Below are 13,593 nucleotides of genomic sequence, written 5' to 3' on the forward strand. Positions count from 1 at the left end.
AAACACGAAGATGGCTGAGATCTTCTACGACGCCGATGCCGACCTGAGCATCGTCCAGGGCAAGAAGGTGGCGATCGTGGGCTACGGCTCGCAGGGCCACGCCCACGCCCAGAACCTCCGCGACTCGGGCGTCGAGGTCGTCATCGCGCTCAAGGAGGGCTCCAAGTCCACCGAGAAGGCGCAGGACGAGGGCTTCGAGGTCAAGTCGGTCGCCGATGCGGCCGAGTGGGCCGACCTCATCATGATCCTCGCGCCCGACCAGCACCAGCGCTCGATCTACAACGAGAGCATCAAGGACAAGCTGACCCCGGGCAAGACGCTCGCGTTCGCGCACGGCTTCAACATCCGCTTCGGCTACATCGAGGCCCCCGAGGGCGTCGACGTGATCCTCGTGGCCCCGAAGGCCCCGGGCCACACGGTGCGCCGCGAGTACGTCGCGGGCCGCGGCATCCCGGACATCATCGCCGTGGAGCGGGATGCCTCGGGCAGTGCGTGGGCCACCGCGCTCTCGTACGCGAAGGCCATCGGCGGCACGCGCGCGGGCGTCATCAAGACGACCTTCACCGAAGAGACCGAGACCGACCTGTTCGGCGAGCAGGCCGTGCTCTGCGGCGGGGTCTCGCAGCTCGTCCAGTACGGCTTCGAGACGCTGACTGAGGCCGGCTACCAGCCGCAGATCGCGTACTTCGAGGTGCTGCACGAGCTGAAGCTCATCGTCGACCTCATGTGGGAGGGCGGCATCGCCAAGCAGCGCTGGTCGGTCTCCGACACGGCCGAGTACGGCGACTACGTCTCGGGCCCCCGGGTCATCGACCCGCACGTCAAGGAGAACATGCAGGCGGTGCTCGCCGACATCCAGTCCGGCGCGTTCGCCAAGCGCTTCATCGACGACCAGGACAACGGCGCCAAGGAGTTCTTCGAGCTGCGCGAGAAGGCCGCCGCGCACCCGATCGAGTCGGTCGGTCGCGACCTGCGCTCGCTCTTCGCGTGGAAGCAGCAGGACGCCGACTACGTGGAGGGAAGCGCGGCGCGCTGACCGAGCCCTGAGGCATCCGCACCGAGGTGCGATTCAGAGCCCGCCCCCTTCTGGGGGGCGGGCTCTTCGCGTCCGGTAGCCCTCAGACATCCGACGTCTGTCGGGCCCGGGCGGAGGCGCGGAGGGGCACGACGTGACCGACCCCGTCATCGTGGCCGCTGCGGTCGTCGCGGCGCGCCGCGCCTGACTCCCCGCGGACGACGAGGTCAGTGGCGTATCAGGCACCACTTCACGCCGCTCTCTTCACACATCGCCGAACCCGCGGCGATCTTCATGAAAGGAACGGCCATGGACGGGTACGCCCTGACCTTCACGGCCGACCGGCTCGAGCGCGAGCGGGCGGCCGCCCTGAATCGCGAGAACGGGATTCTCCGCAGCATCGCCGATCGCGGCGTGGTGATCGCACCCGAGAGCCCGACGGCGCACGCCGTCGCGGGAATCGGCGTGTGGTTCCGCAGCCTCCTGACGAGGCCGCGCTCGCTGCGGTTTGCGTGAATCCGGGGGGCCCGCCGCACGGGGAGCGGCGGGCCCGACCCGTGTCCCCGAGCGGCGCCCACGGCTAGGCTCGCGGCATGTCCGCAGCACGACCCGTCGAGATCGCGGTCCAGGACCCCGCCGGCGCACGCGTCGCCATGGGAGCCGGCGCCACCCGCCTCGAGCTGTGCCAGGCGCTGGAGGTGGGCGGACTCACGCCGTCCCTCGGGCTCCTCGAGGCCGCGCTCGCCGCCACCGAGCCGTCGGCCGTCAACGTGCTCGTGCGACCGCGCGCGGGCGGCTTCGTCTACGACGCCGAGGAGGTCGCGCTCGCGGGCGCCGACATCCGCGCCTGCGTCGAGCGCGGTGCGGGCGGTGTCGTCGTCGGGGCGCTCACGACCACGGGCGGGCTCGACATCGAGACGCTGCGACGATGGCGGGATGCCGCGGGCGCGGCCACGCTCGTCTTCCACCGCGCCATCGACGCGGCCGCCGACCCGAACGCCGTGTTCGACATGCTCGTGGCCGAAGGCGTGGACCGCGTGCTCACCTCGGGCGGTGCGAGCAGGGCGATCGACGGCGTGACGACGCTCGGCGCCTTCGCGGCGCGGTCGGGTGACGTCGAGGTCATGGCCGGCGGCGGCGTCACGCCGGCGGACATCCCCGCGCTCTTCTCCGTCGGGGTCCACGCCGTGCACCTCTCCGCGCGAGCCCGCGCCGGCCACGAGGCGCCGTCCGGTCCCGGCGGGGGCTCGTCGGGACATGACGTGACCGATGTCGCCGTCGTCCGGGAGGCCGTCGCGGCCGCGACTCGCTGAGGGACCGTCATGCCCCCGCGTGTATCACCGCGACCGGGGCGAGCCTCGCCTCCCAGGGGCGTCCCCGCAGCCGAGACAGAGAAGAGGAACCGTCATGAACGTCGAACCGTGGAGCACCGTCGGACCGGGATCGTCGGCAGCGATCGTCCCGGGCATCCAGTTCCTCCTGCGCGCGCACGGACACGCCGTGGCCGTGGACGGCGTGTACGGCCCGGCGACGGCGGCAGCCGTCACCTCCGTGCAGACGGCCGAGGGCGTCCCGGCGGACGGCATCGTGGGCCCGATCACGTGGCCGCGCCTGGTCGCCCCGGTGCAGCAGGGGTCGACGGGTGACGCCGTCCGCGCCGTGCAGCAGTTCGGCCTCGCCCGATCGCCGGGCGAGGACCCCCTCGTCGTCGACGGGGACTTCGGGCCGGTCACGAGGGAGCGCGTCGAGTTCTTCCAGGAGTCGTGGGGCCTCTCCCTCGACGGCATCGCCGGCCGCGAGACGTGGTCGTTCTTCAGCACGTTCATGCCGGGACCCCGTCCGTGGGCTCTGGTGAAGCAGGGCTCGTCGCAGGCGACCAACTGGCGCGTGCTCGCCGCGCAGCACCTGCTGCGGGCCCGCGGAGCCGCCATCGTCGCCGACGGCGAGTTCGGGCCGCTGAGCGGTGACGCCGTGCGCGACTTCCAGCAGACACTCCGGGCCGTCGAGATCTCGACGACGCTCGGGCAGCTGGACTGGCCGAGTCTCATCATGACGGTGAAGCTCGGCGACGGTCCCGCCGGGCCGAAGGGAGAGGCGGTGCGCGCCCTCCAGTCACTCCTCGCCGGTCTCGCCGTCGACGGCGACTTCGGTCCGCTGACCGACGCCGCCGTGCGCGAGTTCCAGCAGCTGTTCGCACCGCCCGCGGACGGCATCGTCGGTCCGCAGACCTGGCACGCCCTCATGCTGCGCCTCTTCGAATGACGGGTCGCACTCGGCCGATCCGCCCGGAGCGGCCGAGCCCGGCCCGGGCGTGGCCCGGCGCTACGCTGGGAGCGTGACGACAGGACGCGACGACGATGCCCTGAGCTGGGACGGCGACGACGATCCCACGCTCGACCTCGGCGACGACCGGGAACCGGAGGGTGAGGTCACGGCCGCGCTCCCCGAGGGCTACACCGCCGTGGGCAGGGGCAGCGACACGGTGGCCGCCGCCCCGGCGAACGCCTCCGACGGCTCGCTCGGCACGGACGGGACCACCGCGGGTCGCACGCCGATGGGCAATGGCGCGCTCGTGGGCCTCGGAGTGCTCGGCGGCGTCTACGCGCTCTACGCGATCGGCTGGCTCATCGGCGGGCTGCGGCTCCAGGGCCGGGCGCAGTACCTCGTGTTCGACGTCATGTACCAGGGCAGCCTCTGGCTGGCGGTGCTCGCGCCGCCGCTGTGGTTCGCGACGACCTTCCTGCTCACGCGCGGCCGCCGCGCATGGGTGAGGTTCGCGTGGCTCGCGGCGGGGGTCGTGCTCCTCCTGCCGTGGCCGTTCGTGATGATCGGGGCGGTCGGGCGATGAGCGGGAACGTGACGGATGCCACAGCCCCGCGTGCGGGCAAGGGGCGGACGCCGACCTGGCTCGTCGCCGTCATCTGCGGCGCGGTGGGACTGTTCTACGCGTACGCGGTGTGGAACGCGGTCGGCAACCTCGTGACCACGATCCAGGTCTTCGGCGACGCGGGTCTCACACTGAACGCCCTGGGCTGGTTCATCTGGATCTTCGCCGCGGTGTTCCCGCTGCTCGTGTGGGGCGCCGCGTTCGCCATCGGCTATCGACGGGCGCCGCATGAGCTGCTGCTCGTGATGATCACGGGCCTGGCGCTGGTGGCGGTGTTCTGGCTGAACGTCGTGGCGTACACGACGCTCAACTCCGCGTCCTTCCTCGGCTGACGGCGTCCGGCGCCGTCACACGGTCCGGCGTCCGCCTGCGCGGGCGGTAGGCTGGCACAGGCCTCGCCCCCGACGGCGTGCGGCGCGGCATCCGCTCCGCCCTGCTCCGCGCGCTCGCGCACCGCCCCGAAGGAACACCCGTGCCGAAGCCTGTCGTCCTCATCGCCGAAGAGCTCTCTCCCGCCACGATCGACGCCCTGGGTCCCGACTTCGACGTGCGCTACGTCGACGGCACCGACCGGCCGGCCCTGCTGTCGGCCCTCGCCGACGCGAACGCCGTGCTGATCCGCTCGGCGACGAAGATCGACGCCGAGGCGATCGCGGCGGCGCCCGTGCTGAAGGTCGTCGCCCGCGCGGGCGTGGGGCTCGACAACGTCGACATCAAGACGGCGACCACCGCCGGCGTCATGGTGGTCAACGCGCCGACGTCGAACATCATCTCGGCCGCGGAGCTGACGGTGGGGCACATCCTCAGCCTCGCCCGGCGCATCCCCGCCGCGCATGCGTCGCTGGCCGCCGGGCAGTGGAAGCGCAGCGCGTACACCGGCACCGAGCTCTTCGAGAAGACGGTCGGCATCATCGGCCTCGGCCGCATCGGCGCGCTCATCGCCGCGCGCCTGCAGGCCTTCGGGGTGAGCGTCGTCGCGTACGACCCCTACGTCACCCCGACGCGCGCCCAGCAGCTCGGCGTGCAGCTGCTCGAGCTCGACGACCTGCTCGCCCAGAGCGACTTCGTCACGATCCACATGCCCAAGACCCCCGAGACGACGGGCATGATCGGCGCCGAGCAGTTCCGCCTCATGAAGAAGACCGCGTTCGTCGTCAACGTCGCCCGCGGCGGCCTCATCGACGAGGAGGCCCTGCACACCGCCCTCACCGACGGCGAGATCGCCGGCGCGGGTCTCGACGTGTTCACCAGCGAGCCCCCCGCCGAGGACGGCACCGCCTTCCCGCTCCTGAGCCTCCCCAACGTCGTCGTGACACCGCACCTGGGCGCCTCGACCGACGAGGCGCAGGAGAAGGCGGGCGTCTCGGTCGCCAAGTCGGTCAAGCTCGCCCTCGAGGGCGACCTGGTGCCCGACGCCGTGAACGTCGCCGGCGGCGTCATCGACCCCTTCGTGCGTCCCGGCATCTCGCTGGTCGAGCAGCTCGGGCAGTTCTTCACCGGCCTCGCCCACAGCGCGCTGACCAGCCTCGACATCGAGGTGCGCGGCGAGCTGGCGGCCTACGACGTGAGCGTGTACCGCCTCGCCGCGCTCAAGGGCATCCTCGCGAACGTCGTCAGCGAGAACGTCTCGTACGTCAACGCGCCGCTGTTCGCCGAGCAGCGCGGCATCGAGACCCGGCTGATCGTCGAGTCCGAGAGCCCGCTGTACCGCAACATCACGATCCTCCGCGGCACGCTCGCCGACGGCTCGGTCCTCACGGTCGCGGGCACGCTCGCCGGCACGCGCATGGTGCCCAAGGTGGTCGGCATCAACGGCTACGAGATCGAGGTGCCCATCGAGCGTCACCACCTCGTCATGCGCTACGCCGACCGCCCCGGCATCGTCGCGATCTACGGCCAGAAGCTCGGCAGCGCCGGCATCAACATCGCGGGACTCCAGGTCGCGCAGGCCGACGCCAGCGGTCGCGCCCTCTCGGTGCTCACCGTCGATTCGCCGGTTCCCGAGGGCCTTCTCGACGAGATGCGTGAAGCGGTGGGTGCCGACCTGTTCCGCCGCATCGAGGTCACCGAGGACTGAGCGGCGCGCGGAGGGCCGCTACCGCCGCGTGGCGTCCTCGACGAGGGCGATGAGCGCGTCGAGCGCAGGGCCGCGGGGGACGGGCCCCGGGATCGAGCCGCCCGAGAGCGCGTTGTTGAAGTAGAGCCCGTCGCTCACCAGCATCACCAGGTCGAGTGCCACCGCGTCCTTCGTGTGGGGCCGAAGAGCCGCCGCCCACTGCTCGCGCACGTCGCGCAGCGCGTCGCTGGCCGCGGCGTCTCCGCCCTGCGCGAGGCGAGACGTCGCGAGGATCGCGCGGTCGATGGGGTCGTTGGCCATCACCGATGTGCGCAGGAAGTACGCGATCGGCCCCTCCGAGGCCGCGATCATCACGGCGACATCCTCCGCCACCAGGGTCTGCAGGCGGTCGATGATCGCCGACTCGAGGGCCTCTTTGGTGCCGAAGTGGTAGAGCAGCCCGCCCTTCGACACGCCCGCAGCGCGCGCGGTGGCATCCATCGTCGCGGCGCGCTCGCCCTCTTCGATGAGGATCTGCTCGAAGGCGTCGAGCACCTTCTCGCGGGCGAGGGGAGGGCGACTCATGGCGTCGATCGTATCGACAGCGCAGGCAGCATCCTGTTACTATACCGGCTGGACGGTATAGAAATGATGACACTCACTCAAGAACTCTCGCTCGCCGACGCCCAGGGTCGCAGGGTCGGCCGGCGCGGCTGGGCCGCGCTCGTCGTGCTCATGCTGCCGGTGCTCCTCGTCTCGGTCGACAACACGGTGCTCAGCTTCGCGCTGCCGTCGATCGCGCTGGAGATGGGACCGACCAGCGCGCAGCAGCTGTGGATCATCGACGCCTATCCGCTGGTGCTCGCCGGCCTGCTGGTGACCATGGGCACGCTCGGCGACCGGTTCGGACGACGCCGGATGCTGCTCCTCGGCGCGACCGGGTTCGCCGCGGTGTCCGTGCTCGCCGCCTTCGCACCGAGTGCCGCATGGCTGATCGCCGCGCGGGCGGGGATGGGCGTGTTCGGCGCGATGCTGATGCCGTCCACGCTGTCGCTGCTGCGCAGCATCTTCACCGACCGCGACCAGCGGCGGCTGGCGATCGCGGTGTGGGCCGCGATGTTCTCGGCGGGCGCGGCGCTCGGCCCGATCGTGGGCGGTCTGCTGCTGGAGCACTTCTCGTGGGGATCCGTGTTCCTGCTCTCGGTGCCCGTGCTCATCCCGCTCCTGGTGCTGGCGCCCCTGCTCGTGCCCGAGAGCCGCGACCCGAAGCCGGGCCGCATCGACCCGCTCAGCATCGCGCTCTCGATGGCGACGATGATCCCCATCGTCTTCGGCATCAAGGAGCTCGCGGTGCACGGCTTCGCGGTCGCGGCGTGGCTGCCGATGCTCGCCGGGCTGGCCTTCGGCGTGCTCTTCGTGCGGCGACAGCTGCGCACGCGCACGCCGATGCTCGACATGCGCCTGTTCCGCCGGGGGAGCTTCAGCGGCGCGCTCATGGTCAACCTTCTCAGCGTCATCGCGCTCGTCGGCTTCCTGTTCTTCGTGGCGCAGCACCTGCAGCTGATCGTCGGTCTCTCGCCGATGCAGGCGGGTCTCGCGCTCGTTCCCGGTCTTGCGATGATGATCGTGGCCGGACTCGTGGTCGTGCCGATCGCGAAGAGGTGGCCTGCACGCATCGTCGTGCCGGTGGCGCTGGTGTTCTCCGTCGCGGGGTACATCGCGGTGGCCTTCGCCACCGGACCCGAGAGCATCGGGGCGCTCGTGGCGGCCTTCATCTCGCTCGGCATCGGCATCGGCGCCGCGGAGACCGTCTCGAACGAGCTGGTCCTCTCGAGCGCGCCGCCGGCGAAGGCGGGAGCCGCGAGCGCGGTCTCCGAGACGGCGTACGAGCTGGGCGCGGTGCTCGGCACCACCATGCTGGGCGGCATCCTCACGGCGCTCTATCGCACCAATCTCATCATCCCCGAGGGGATTCCGGATGCCGCGGCCGCGGCCGCGTCCGAGACCCTGGCCGGTGCGGTGCACGCGGCCGGCGAGCTCGGCGGAAGCACCGGTGCGGCACTGTTCGAGGCGGCCGCCGCGGCCTTCGACGCCGGGGTGACCGTCACCGCGCTCATCGGGGCGGCCCTGGTCGTCATCGCCGGGGTCATCGCGGCCACTACCCTGGGAGGGTCCCGCCACAAGTCGTAGGAGCACCATGTCGCGTGTCGTGAAGCTGGCCGTCATCCCGGGTGACGGCATCGGTCCCGAGGTCATCGCCGAGGCGGAGAAGGTGCTGGACGCGGTGACCGCGCGGAGCGCCATCCGCTTCGAGAAGACGCGCTTCTCGCTGGGGGCGACGCGGTTCCTCGACACCGGCGACACGCTCACCGCCGACGACCTCGCCTCGATCAAGGCGCACGACGCGATCCTGCTCGGCGCCGTCGGGGGAGTGCCGGGCGACCCCCGCCTGAAGGACGCCAACATCGAGCGCGGGCTGCTGCTCACGCTGCGCTTCGAGCTCGACCACTATGTGAACCTCCGTCCGTCGAAGCTCTACCCCGGCGTGCCCGGGCCGCTCGCCGAGCCCGGCGACATCGACTTCGTCGTCGTCCGCGAGGGGACCGAGGGCCCGTACGTCGGCAACGGGGGATCGATCCGCACCGGCACCCCGCACGAGGTCGCGAACGAGACGTCGGTGAACACCGCCTTCGGCGTGGAGCGCGTCGTCCGCTACGCGTTCGAGCTCGCCGAGCGTCGCCGCCGGAAGCTCACGCTGGTGCACAAGACGAACGTGCTGGTCCACGCCGGCGGCATCTGGAAGCGGCTGGTGGACGAGGTGGCGCAGGAGCACCCGGACGTGACCGTAGACTATGTCCACGTCGACGCGGCCACCATCTATCTGGTCACGAACCCGGGCCGCTTCGACGTGATCGTCACCGACAACCTCTTCGGCGACATCCTCACAGACCTGGCCGGAGCCGTCACCGGTGGCATCGGCCTCGCCGCTTCGGGCAACATCAACCCCGACGGCGCGTTCCCCTCGATGTTCGAGCCCGTGCACGGATCGGCGCCCGACATCGCAGGACAGCAGAAGGCCGATCCCACGGCCGCGATCCTCTCCGTCTCGCTGCTGCTCGACCACCTCGGGCTGCCCGACGAGGCACAGCGCGTCACCACGGCTGTCGAAGAGGACATCGCGACCCGGGGCGCCGCCTTCCGCCCCACCGCGCACATCGGCGACGCGATCGCCGGGCGACTCCAGGCGTAACCTGGAACCGGCAAGCGCCGTCCCTCCTCGCGGAGCGATCCGCACGAAAGCACAGGCCGTCATGACCCTCATCGATTCCGATCCCGACACCGGACTCGCCCCGCTCGAGTTCAGCGTCCACCGCAACCTGCAGGCCAAGACCCCGCAGCAGCGCGAGGAGATCCTCGCCAACCCCGGCTTCGGCACGAACTTCACCGATCACATGGTCGACATCTGCTGGTCCACCGGCGGCGGCTGGCACCGCCCGCGCGTCCAGCCGTACGGCCCGCTGTCGCTCGACCCGGCCGCGGCGGTGCTCCACTACGGGCAGGAGATCTTCGAGGGCATCAAGGCGTACCGTCACGCGGACGGCTCGATCCACACGTTCCGCCCCGATCAGAACGGCCGCCGCCTCCAGCGGTCGGCGCGCCGGCTCGCGCTGCCCGAGCTCCCAGTGCCGTACTTCATCCAGTCCCTGCGCGAGCTCATCGCCGTGGACGGCGACTGGGTTCCCTCCGGCGACGACCAGAGCCTCTACCTGCGTCCGTTCATGTTCGCCAAAGAGGCGTTCCTCGGTGTGCGGCCGGCGCACAAGGTCGGCTACTACGTCATCGCCTCGCCCGCCGGCGCCTACTTCAAGGGCGGCGTGCAGCCGGTCTCGATCTGGCTCAGCGAGGACTACGCCCGCGCCGGCAAGGGCGGCACGGGTGCGGCCAAGACCGGCGGCAACTACGCCGCCAGCCTCCTGCCGCAGTCCGAGGCCTACGAGAACGAGTGCGATCAGGTGGTGTTCCTCGATCAGGACCGCAATGTCGAGGAGCTCGGCGGCATGAACGTCGTGTTCGTCTTCAAAGACGGCACGCTCGTGACGCCGCAGTCCGACTCGATCCTCGAGGGCATCACCCGCGACTCGATCCTGCAGCTGGCCCGCGACCGCGGTCACCGGGTCGAGGGGCGCGCCGTCTCGTTCGACGAATGGCGCCAGGGCGTGGCATCCGGCGACATCGTCGAGGTGTTCGCGTGCGGCACCGCCGCGGTCGTCACGCCGATCGGCCTGCTCAAGGGCAAGGACTTCGTCGACGAGCAGCCGACGGGCGAGCTCGCGCTGTCGCTGCGCGAGGAGCTGACCGACATCCAGTACGGGCGTCGCGAGGACAAGCACGGCTGGCTCCTGCGCCTGGACAGCTGAGACCCGATCGCGAAGCCCCCGCCGCACGCGCGGCCGGGGGCTTCGCGCGTCCGGGGCATCGCTAGGCTGAGCGGGTGAGGATCGCGCGCTTCAGCCACAACGACGCCATCAGGTTCGGAATCGTCGACGAGGGCGAGATGGTCGTCCTCGCGGGCGACCCGATGTTCGCGGGCTACGAGACGACGGGGGAGCGTGTCCCGCTCGCCGACGTCGCGCTGCTGGCGCCCGTGATCCCGCGCTCGAAGGTGGTCTGCGTGGGCCGCAACTACCGCGAGCACGCGGCCGAGCTCGGCAACGACGTGCCGCAGGCGCCGATGCTGTTCTTCAAGCCGAACACGTCGGTGATCGGTCCCGGCGACAGCGTGATGCTTCCGAAGGGGTCGGACTTCATCAGCTTCGAGGGCGAGCTCGCGGCGGTCATCGGCCGGATCGCCAAGAACGTGCCGGCCGAGAACGCGCTGGACTACGTCTTCGGCTACACCATCGCCAACGACCTGACCGCGCGCGACTGGCAGAAGTCCGACGGGCAGTGGGCGCGCGCGAAGGGGTTCGACTCGTCGTGCCCGCTCGGTCCCGCCATCGAGACCGAGTTCGATGTGAACGGGCCCGCCGTCATCACGACGCGGCTCAACGGCGAGGTGCGTCAGCAGGGTCCGATCAGCGACATGATCTTCTCGCTCGCCGACATCATCGCGTACGCCTCCGCGGCGTTCACGCTCCTCCCCGGCGACGTCATCCTCACCGGCACGCCCGCCGGCGTGGGCCAGATCACCGCGGGCGACACCGTCGAGGTCGAGATCACGGGGCTCGGAACGCTCCGCAATCCCGCGCGCGATGCCTGAGGCCCTGCTCCTGCCCGGCGCCGACGACGTGGCGCGCGTGCAGCGGCGCACCGTCGCGGTGCTCTCGCTCGGGCAGGTGCTCGGGGGACTCGCGTTCGGTGCGACGCTGTCGCTGGGCGCCGTCCTCGCCGCCGAGCTCTCGGGCGACGAGGCGTTCTCGGGACTGGCGGCGGCCGCGGTGACGTTCGGCACGGCGCTCACGGCCGTGCCCCTCGCCGCGATCGCGAGGCGGCGCGGACGACGCCTGTCGCTCACCACGGGCATGGCCGTCGCGCTCGTCGGCGTCGGGCTCGTGATCGCCGCCGTCGCCGTCGATGCCTTCCCGCTGCTGCTCGCCGGCTTCCTCGTCATCGGCGCGGGGCAGGCGGCGAACCTGCAGTCGCGCTTCGCCGCCGCCGACCTCGCGACCGACGCGTCGCGCGGGCGCGACCTCTCGATCGTGGTGTGGGCGACCACGATCGGAGCCGTGCTCGGCCCGAACCTCACCGGGCCGGGCGAGATCGTCGGCGCCGCGATCGGGATGCCGCCGCTGACGGGGGCGTACCTGTTCACGCTCGTCGCGCAGGGCCTCGCGATCGTCGTGTACCTCGTCGCTATGCGGCCGGACCCGCTGCTGCTGGCCCAGCGGGTGGTGGCATCCGCTCCCGCCGGCAGCCGCCCGATCGCGCGGGCCGACCGGCCGGTGGCCGCACGCTACGCGATCTTCGCCGTGGCCGCCGCCCACGGCACGATGGTGTCGATCATGGCCATGACGCCGGTCCACCTCACGCACCTCACGCACGGTGCCACCGAGGCGGCCACGCTGTCGATCATCGGACTGACGATCAGCCTCCACATCGCCGGCATGTACGTGCTCTCGCCCGTCTTCGGCATCCTCGCCGACCGCGTCGGGCGCGTCGCGACCATCCTCGTGGGCCAGGCGCTCCTCGCGGCGGCCCTGCTCACGGCGTCGTTCGGCCAGAGCTCGACCACGGCCGTGACCGTCGCCCTCGTGCTGCTCGGCCTCGGCTGGAGCGCGTCCACGGTCGCGGGGTCCACCCTCCTCACCGAGTCGTCGTCAGAGGAGCTGCGGACGCGCCGTCAGGGTTTCAGCGACTTCACCATGAGCATCGTGGGCGGCGTCGGCGCGATCATCGCGGGCGCAGTGCTCGGCGGGATCGGGTACGGCGGACTCGCGCTGGTGGTCTTGGCCCTCGTCGCCGCGTCGGTGCTGCTCGCCCCGCTCGGATGGCGCGCGTCCACACGTCCGGCTGCCGCCGGCTGAGCACTCAGCGGCCCAGCGCCGCCAGCGCGTCGTCGACGTCGTCGGCGTCGTTGAACACGTGGAAGGCGACGCGGGCTCTGCCCGCGCGTCCCGACGCGGTGATCCCGGCGGTCGTCAGCCGGGCCAGCTCGCCGCCGCCGGGGTCATCCCAGGTGACGATGGCCGACGCCCGCTCGGGCTGCGCGATGCCCAGCCCGTCGCGGAACGCCGCGGCGAGCCCGGTGGCGTGCGCGTGCAGCGGCAGTGGGTCGAGCGCGGCGAACAGCTCGAGCGCGGGCGCGGCGCCCACGAACGCCTGCCAGGCGGGGGAGACGTCGAACCGGCGTGCATCCGGCGCCAGGTCGACCTCGGCGCCGTAGCACGACGACCAGGGGTCGTCGCCGGCGTACCACCCGGCCTGGGCGGGGCGCATCCGGTCCCGCAGCCGATCCGACACGGTCAGGAACGACACGCCGCGCGGCGCGCACAGCCACTTGTAGGCGTGGCAGACGACGGCGTCGAAGGCGGATGCCTCCACTCCGAGCCAGCCGACCGCCTGGGTCGCATCGCACAGAGTGAGCACCCCGTGCTCCGCAGCTGCCGCGGCGATCGCGGCGGCATCCGCCACCTCACCGGTCGCCGACTGCACCAGGGCGAACGAGACGAGCGTCGTGGTGGGACGCACGTGCGCGGCCAGGTCCGCCAGCGGGGCGGTGCGGACGCGGATGCCCCGGCCTGCGTGGACGAACGGCAGCACGATCGACGAGAACTCGCCGGCGGGCACCAGGACCTCCGCGCCGTCGGGGAGGGCCGAGGCCACGAGCGCGGCGGCGACGGACGCCTGCGAGCCGATGGCCACCCGCTCGGCACCCACCCCGACCAGGCCCCCGAACAGCGCACGCGAGCGCTCGACGGCCGCGGAGTATGCCGCGATGTCGGGTCGGCCCTCGGCCCAGGTCGCGAGATCCGCGAGGATCGCTTCGCGCGCAGCGCGGGTCGGCAGGCCGACCGTGCACGCGGCGAGGTAGCCGCGACCGCCGTCGAAAGCCCGACGTGCGGCATCCAGCGGCGAGGGGGCGGTGGTGGCAGGCATGCCACCAGGGTGCGCTGGTCGATCCCGTGCGTCTAGAGC

14 protein-coding genes are annotated in these 13,593 nt (G+C 71.8%); 12 read left to right on the forward strand and 2 right to left on the reverse strand.

Annotated features, from left to right (window positions below; translation table 11 throughout):
- The first annotated feature begins 10 nt into the window (after positions 1-10).
- From ilvC to serA, 7 genes are all read left to right on the forward strand, one after another.
- Positions 11-1,036 (forward strand): ketol-acid reductoisomerase, encoded by a 1,026-nt coding sequence (gene ilvC, locus V6R91_RS21030; RefSeq protein ID WP_336396874.1) that lies wholly within the window; start codon positions 11-13, stop codon positions 1,034-1,036.
- 288 nt (positions 1,037-1,324) lie between these two features.
- Positions 1,325-1,531 carry a hypothetical protein gene (locus V6R91_RS21035; protein WP_336396875.1) on the forward strand — a complete coding sequence of 69 codons (207 nt, stop codon included), beginning with the start codon at positions 1,325-1,327 and terminating at the stop codon, positions 1,529-1,531.
- A 77-nt stretch (positions 1,532-1,608) separates the two neighbouring features.
- Positions 1,609-2,328: a copper homeostasis protein CutC gene (locus V6R91_RS21040; protein ID WP_336396876.1), complete on the forward strand. Its 720-nt coding sequence runs from the start codon at positions 1,609-1,611 to the stop codon at positions 2,326-2,328.
- Positions 2,329-2,422: 94 nt separating this feature from the next.
- Entirely contained in the window at positions 2,423-3,277 is an 855-nt protein-coding gene (locus V6R91_RS21045) for a peptidoglycan-binding domain-containing protein (RefSeq protein WP_336396877.1), read from the forward strand.
- Between the two features lie 73 nt (positions 3,278-3,350).
- Positions 3,351-3,863, forward strand: a complete 513-nt coding sequence (locus V6R91_RS21050; protein WP_336396878.1) for a DNA polymerase III subunit gamma/tau — start codon at positions 3,351-3,353, stop codon at positions 3,861-3,863.
- Between the two features lie 8 nt (positions 3,864-3,871).
- On the forward strand, positions 3,872-4,234 hold the full coding sequence (locus V6R91_RS21055) for a bacitracin resistance protein (RefSeq protein ID WP_336396879.1): 363 nt from the start codon (positions 3,872-3,874) through the stop codon (positions 4,232-4,234).
- A gap of 140 nt (positions 4,235-4,374) precedes the next feature.
- A complete protein-coding gene (gene serA / locus V6R91_RS21060) occupies positions 4,375-5,979 on the forward strand; it encodes a phosphoglycerate dehydrogenase (protein WP_336396880.1) in 1,605 nt (534 codons plus the stop codon).
- A gap of 18 nt (positions 5,980-5,997) precedes the next feature.
- Here the strand turns inward: serA and V6R91_RS21065 are convergent, their stop codons facing one another.
- The gene (locus tag V6R91_RS21065) at positions 5,998-6,543 is read right to left on the reverse strand and encodes a TetR/AcrR family transcriptional regulator (RefSeq protein WP_336396881.1); all 546 of its coding nucleotides are present in this window, start codon (positions 6,541-6,543) and stop codon (positions 5,998-6,000) included.
- A 63-nt stretch (positions 6,544-6,606) separates the two neighbouring features.
- On the opposite strand from V6R91_RS21065, the gene V6R91_RS21070 reads away from it, so the two are divergent.
- The 5 genes from V6R91_RS21070 to V6R91_RS21090 all read left to right on the forward strand — a co-directional run bounded on the left by V6R91_RS21070 (position 6,607) and on the right by V6R91_RS21090 (position 12,482).
- Entirely contained in the window at positions 6,607-8,148 is a 1,542-nt protein-coding gene (locus tag V6R91_RS21070) for an MFS transporter (protein ID WP_336396882.1), read from the forward strand.
- A gap of 7 nt (positions 8,149-8,155) precedes the next feature.
- Positions 8,156-9,208, forward strand: coding sequence for a 3-isopropylmalate dehydrogenase (locus V6R91_RS21075; protein ID WP_336396883.1), 1,053 nt, complete (start codon positions 8,156-8,158; stop codon positions 9,206-9,208).
- A gap of 61 nt (positions 9,209-9,269) precedes the next feature.
- The gene (locus V6R91_RS21080; RefSeq protein WP_336396884.1) at positions 9,270-10,376 is read left to right on the forward strand and encodes a branched-chain amino acid aminotransferase; all 1,107 of its coding nucleotides are present in this window, start codon (positions 9,270-9,272) and stop codon (positions 10,374-10,376) included.
- A 74-nt stretch (positions 10,377-10,450) separates the two neighbouring features.
- Entirely contained in the window at positions 10,451-11,218 is a 768-nt protein-coding gene (locus tag V6R91_RS21085; protein ID WP_336396885.1) for a fumarylacetoacetate hydrolase family protein, read from the forward strand.
- The gene (locus tag V6R91_RS21090; RefSeq protein WP_336396886.1) at positions 11,211-12,482 is read left to right on the forward strand and encodes an MFS transporter; all 1,272 of its coding nucleotides are present in this window, start codon (positions 11,211-11,213) and stop codon (positions 12,480-12,482) included. The genes V6R91_RS21085 and V6R91_RS21090 overlap by 8 nt, the downstream gene beginning before the upstream one ends.
- Positions 12,483-12,486: 4 nt before the next feature.
- Here V6R91_RS21090 and V6R91_RS21095 read toward each other — a convergent pair whose 3' ends face one another.
- Entirely contained in the window at positions 12,487-13,554 is a 1,068-nt protein-coding gene (locus V6R91_RS21095; protein WP_336396887.1) for an aminotransferase class V-fold PLP-dependent enzyme, read from the reverse strand.
- Positions 13,555-13,593 lie beyond the last annotated feature (39 nt).

It is taken from the genome of Microbacterium sp. CCNWLW41, assembly GCF_037083505.1.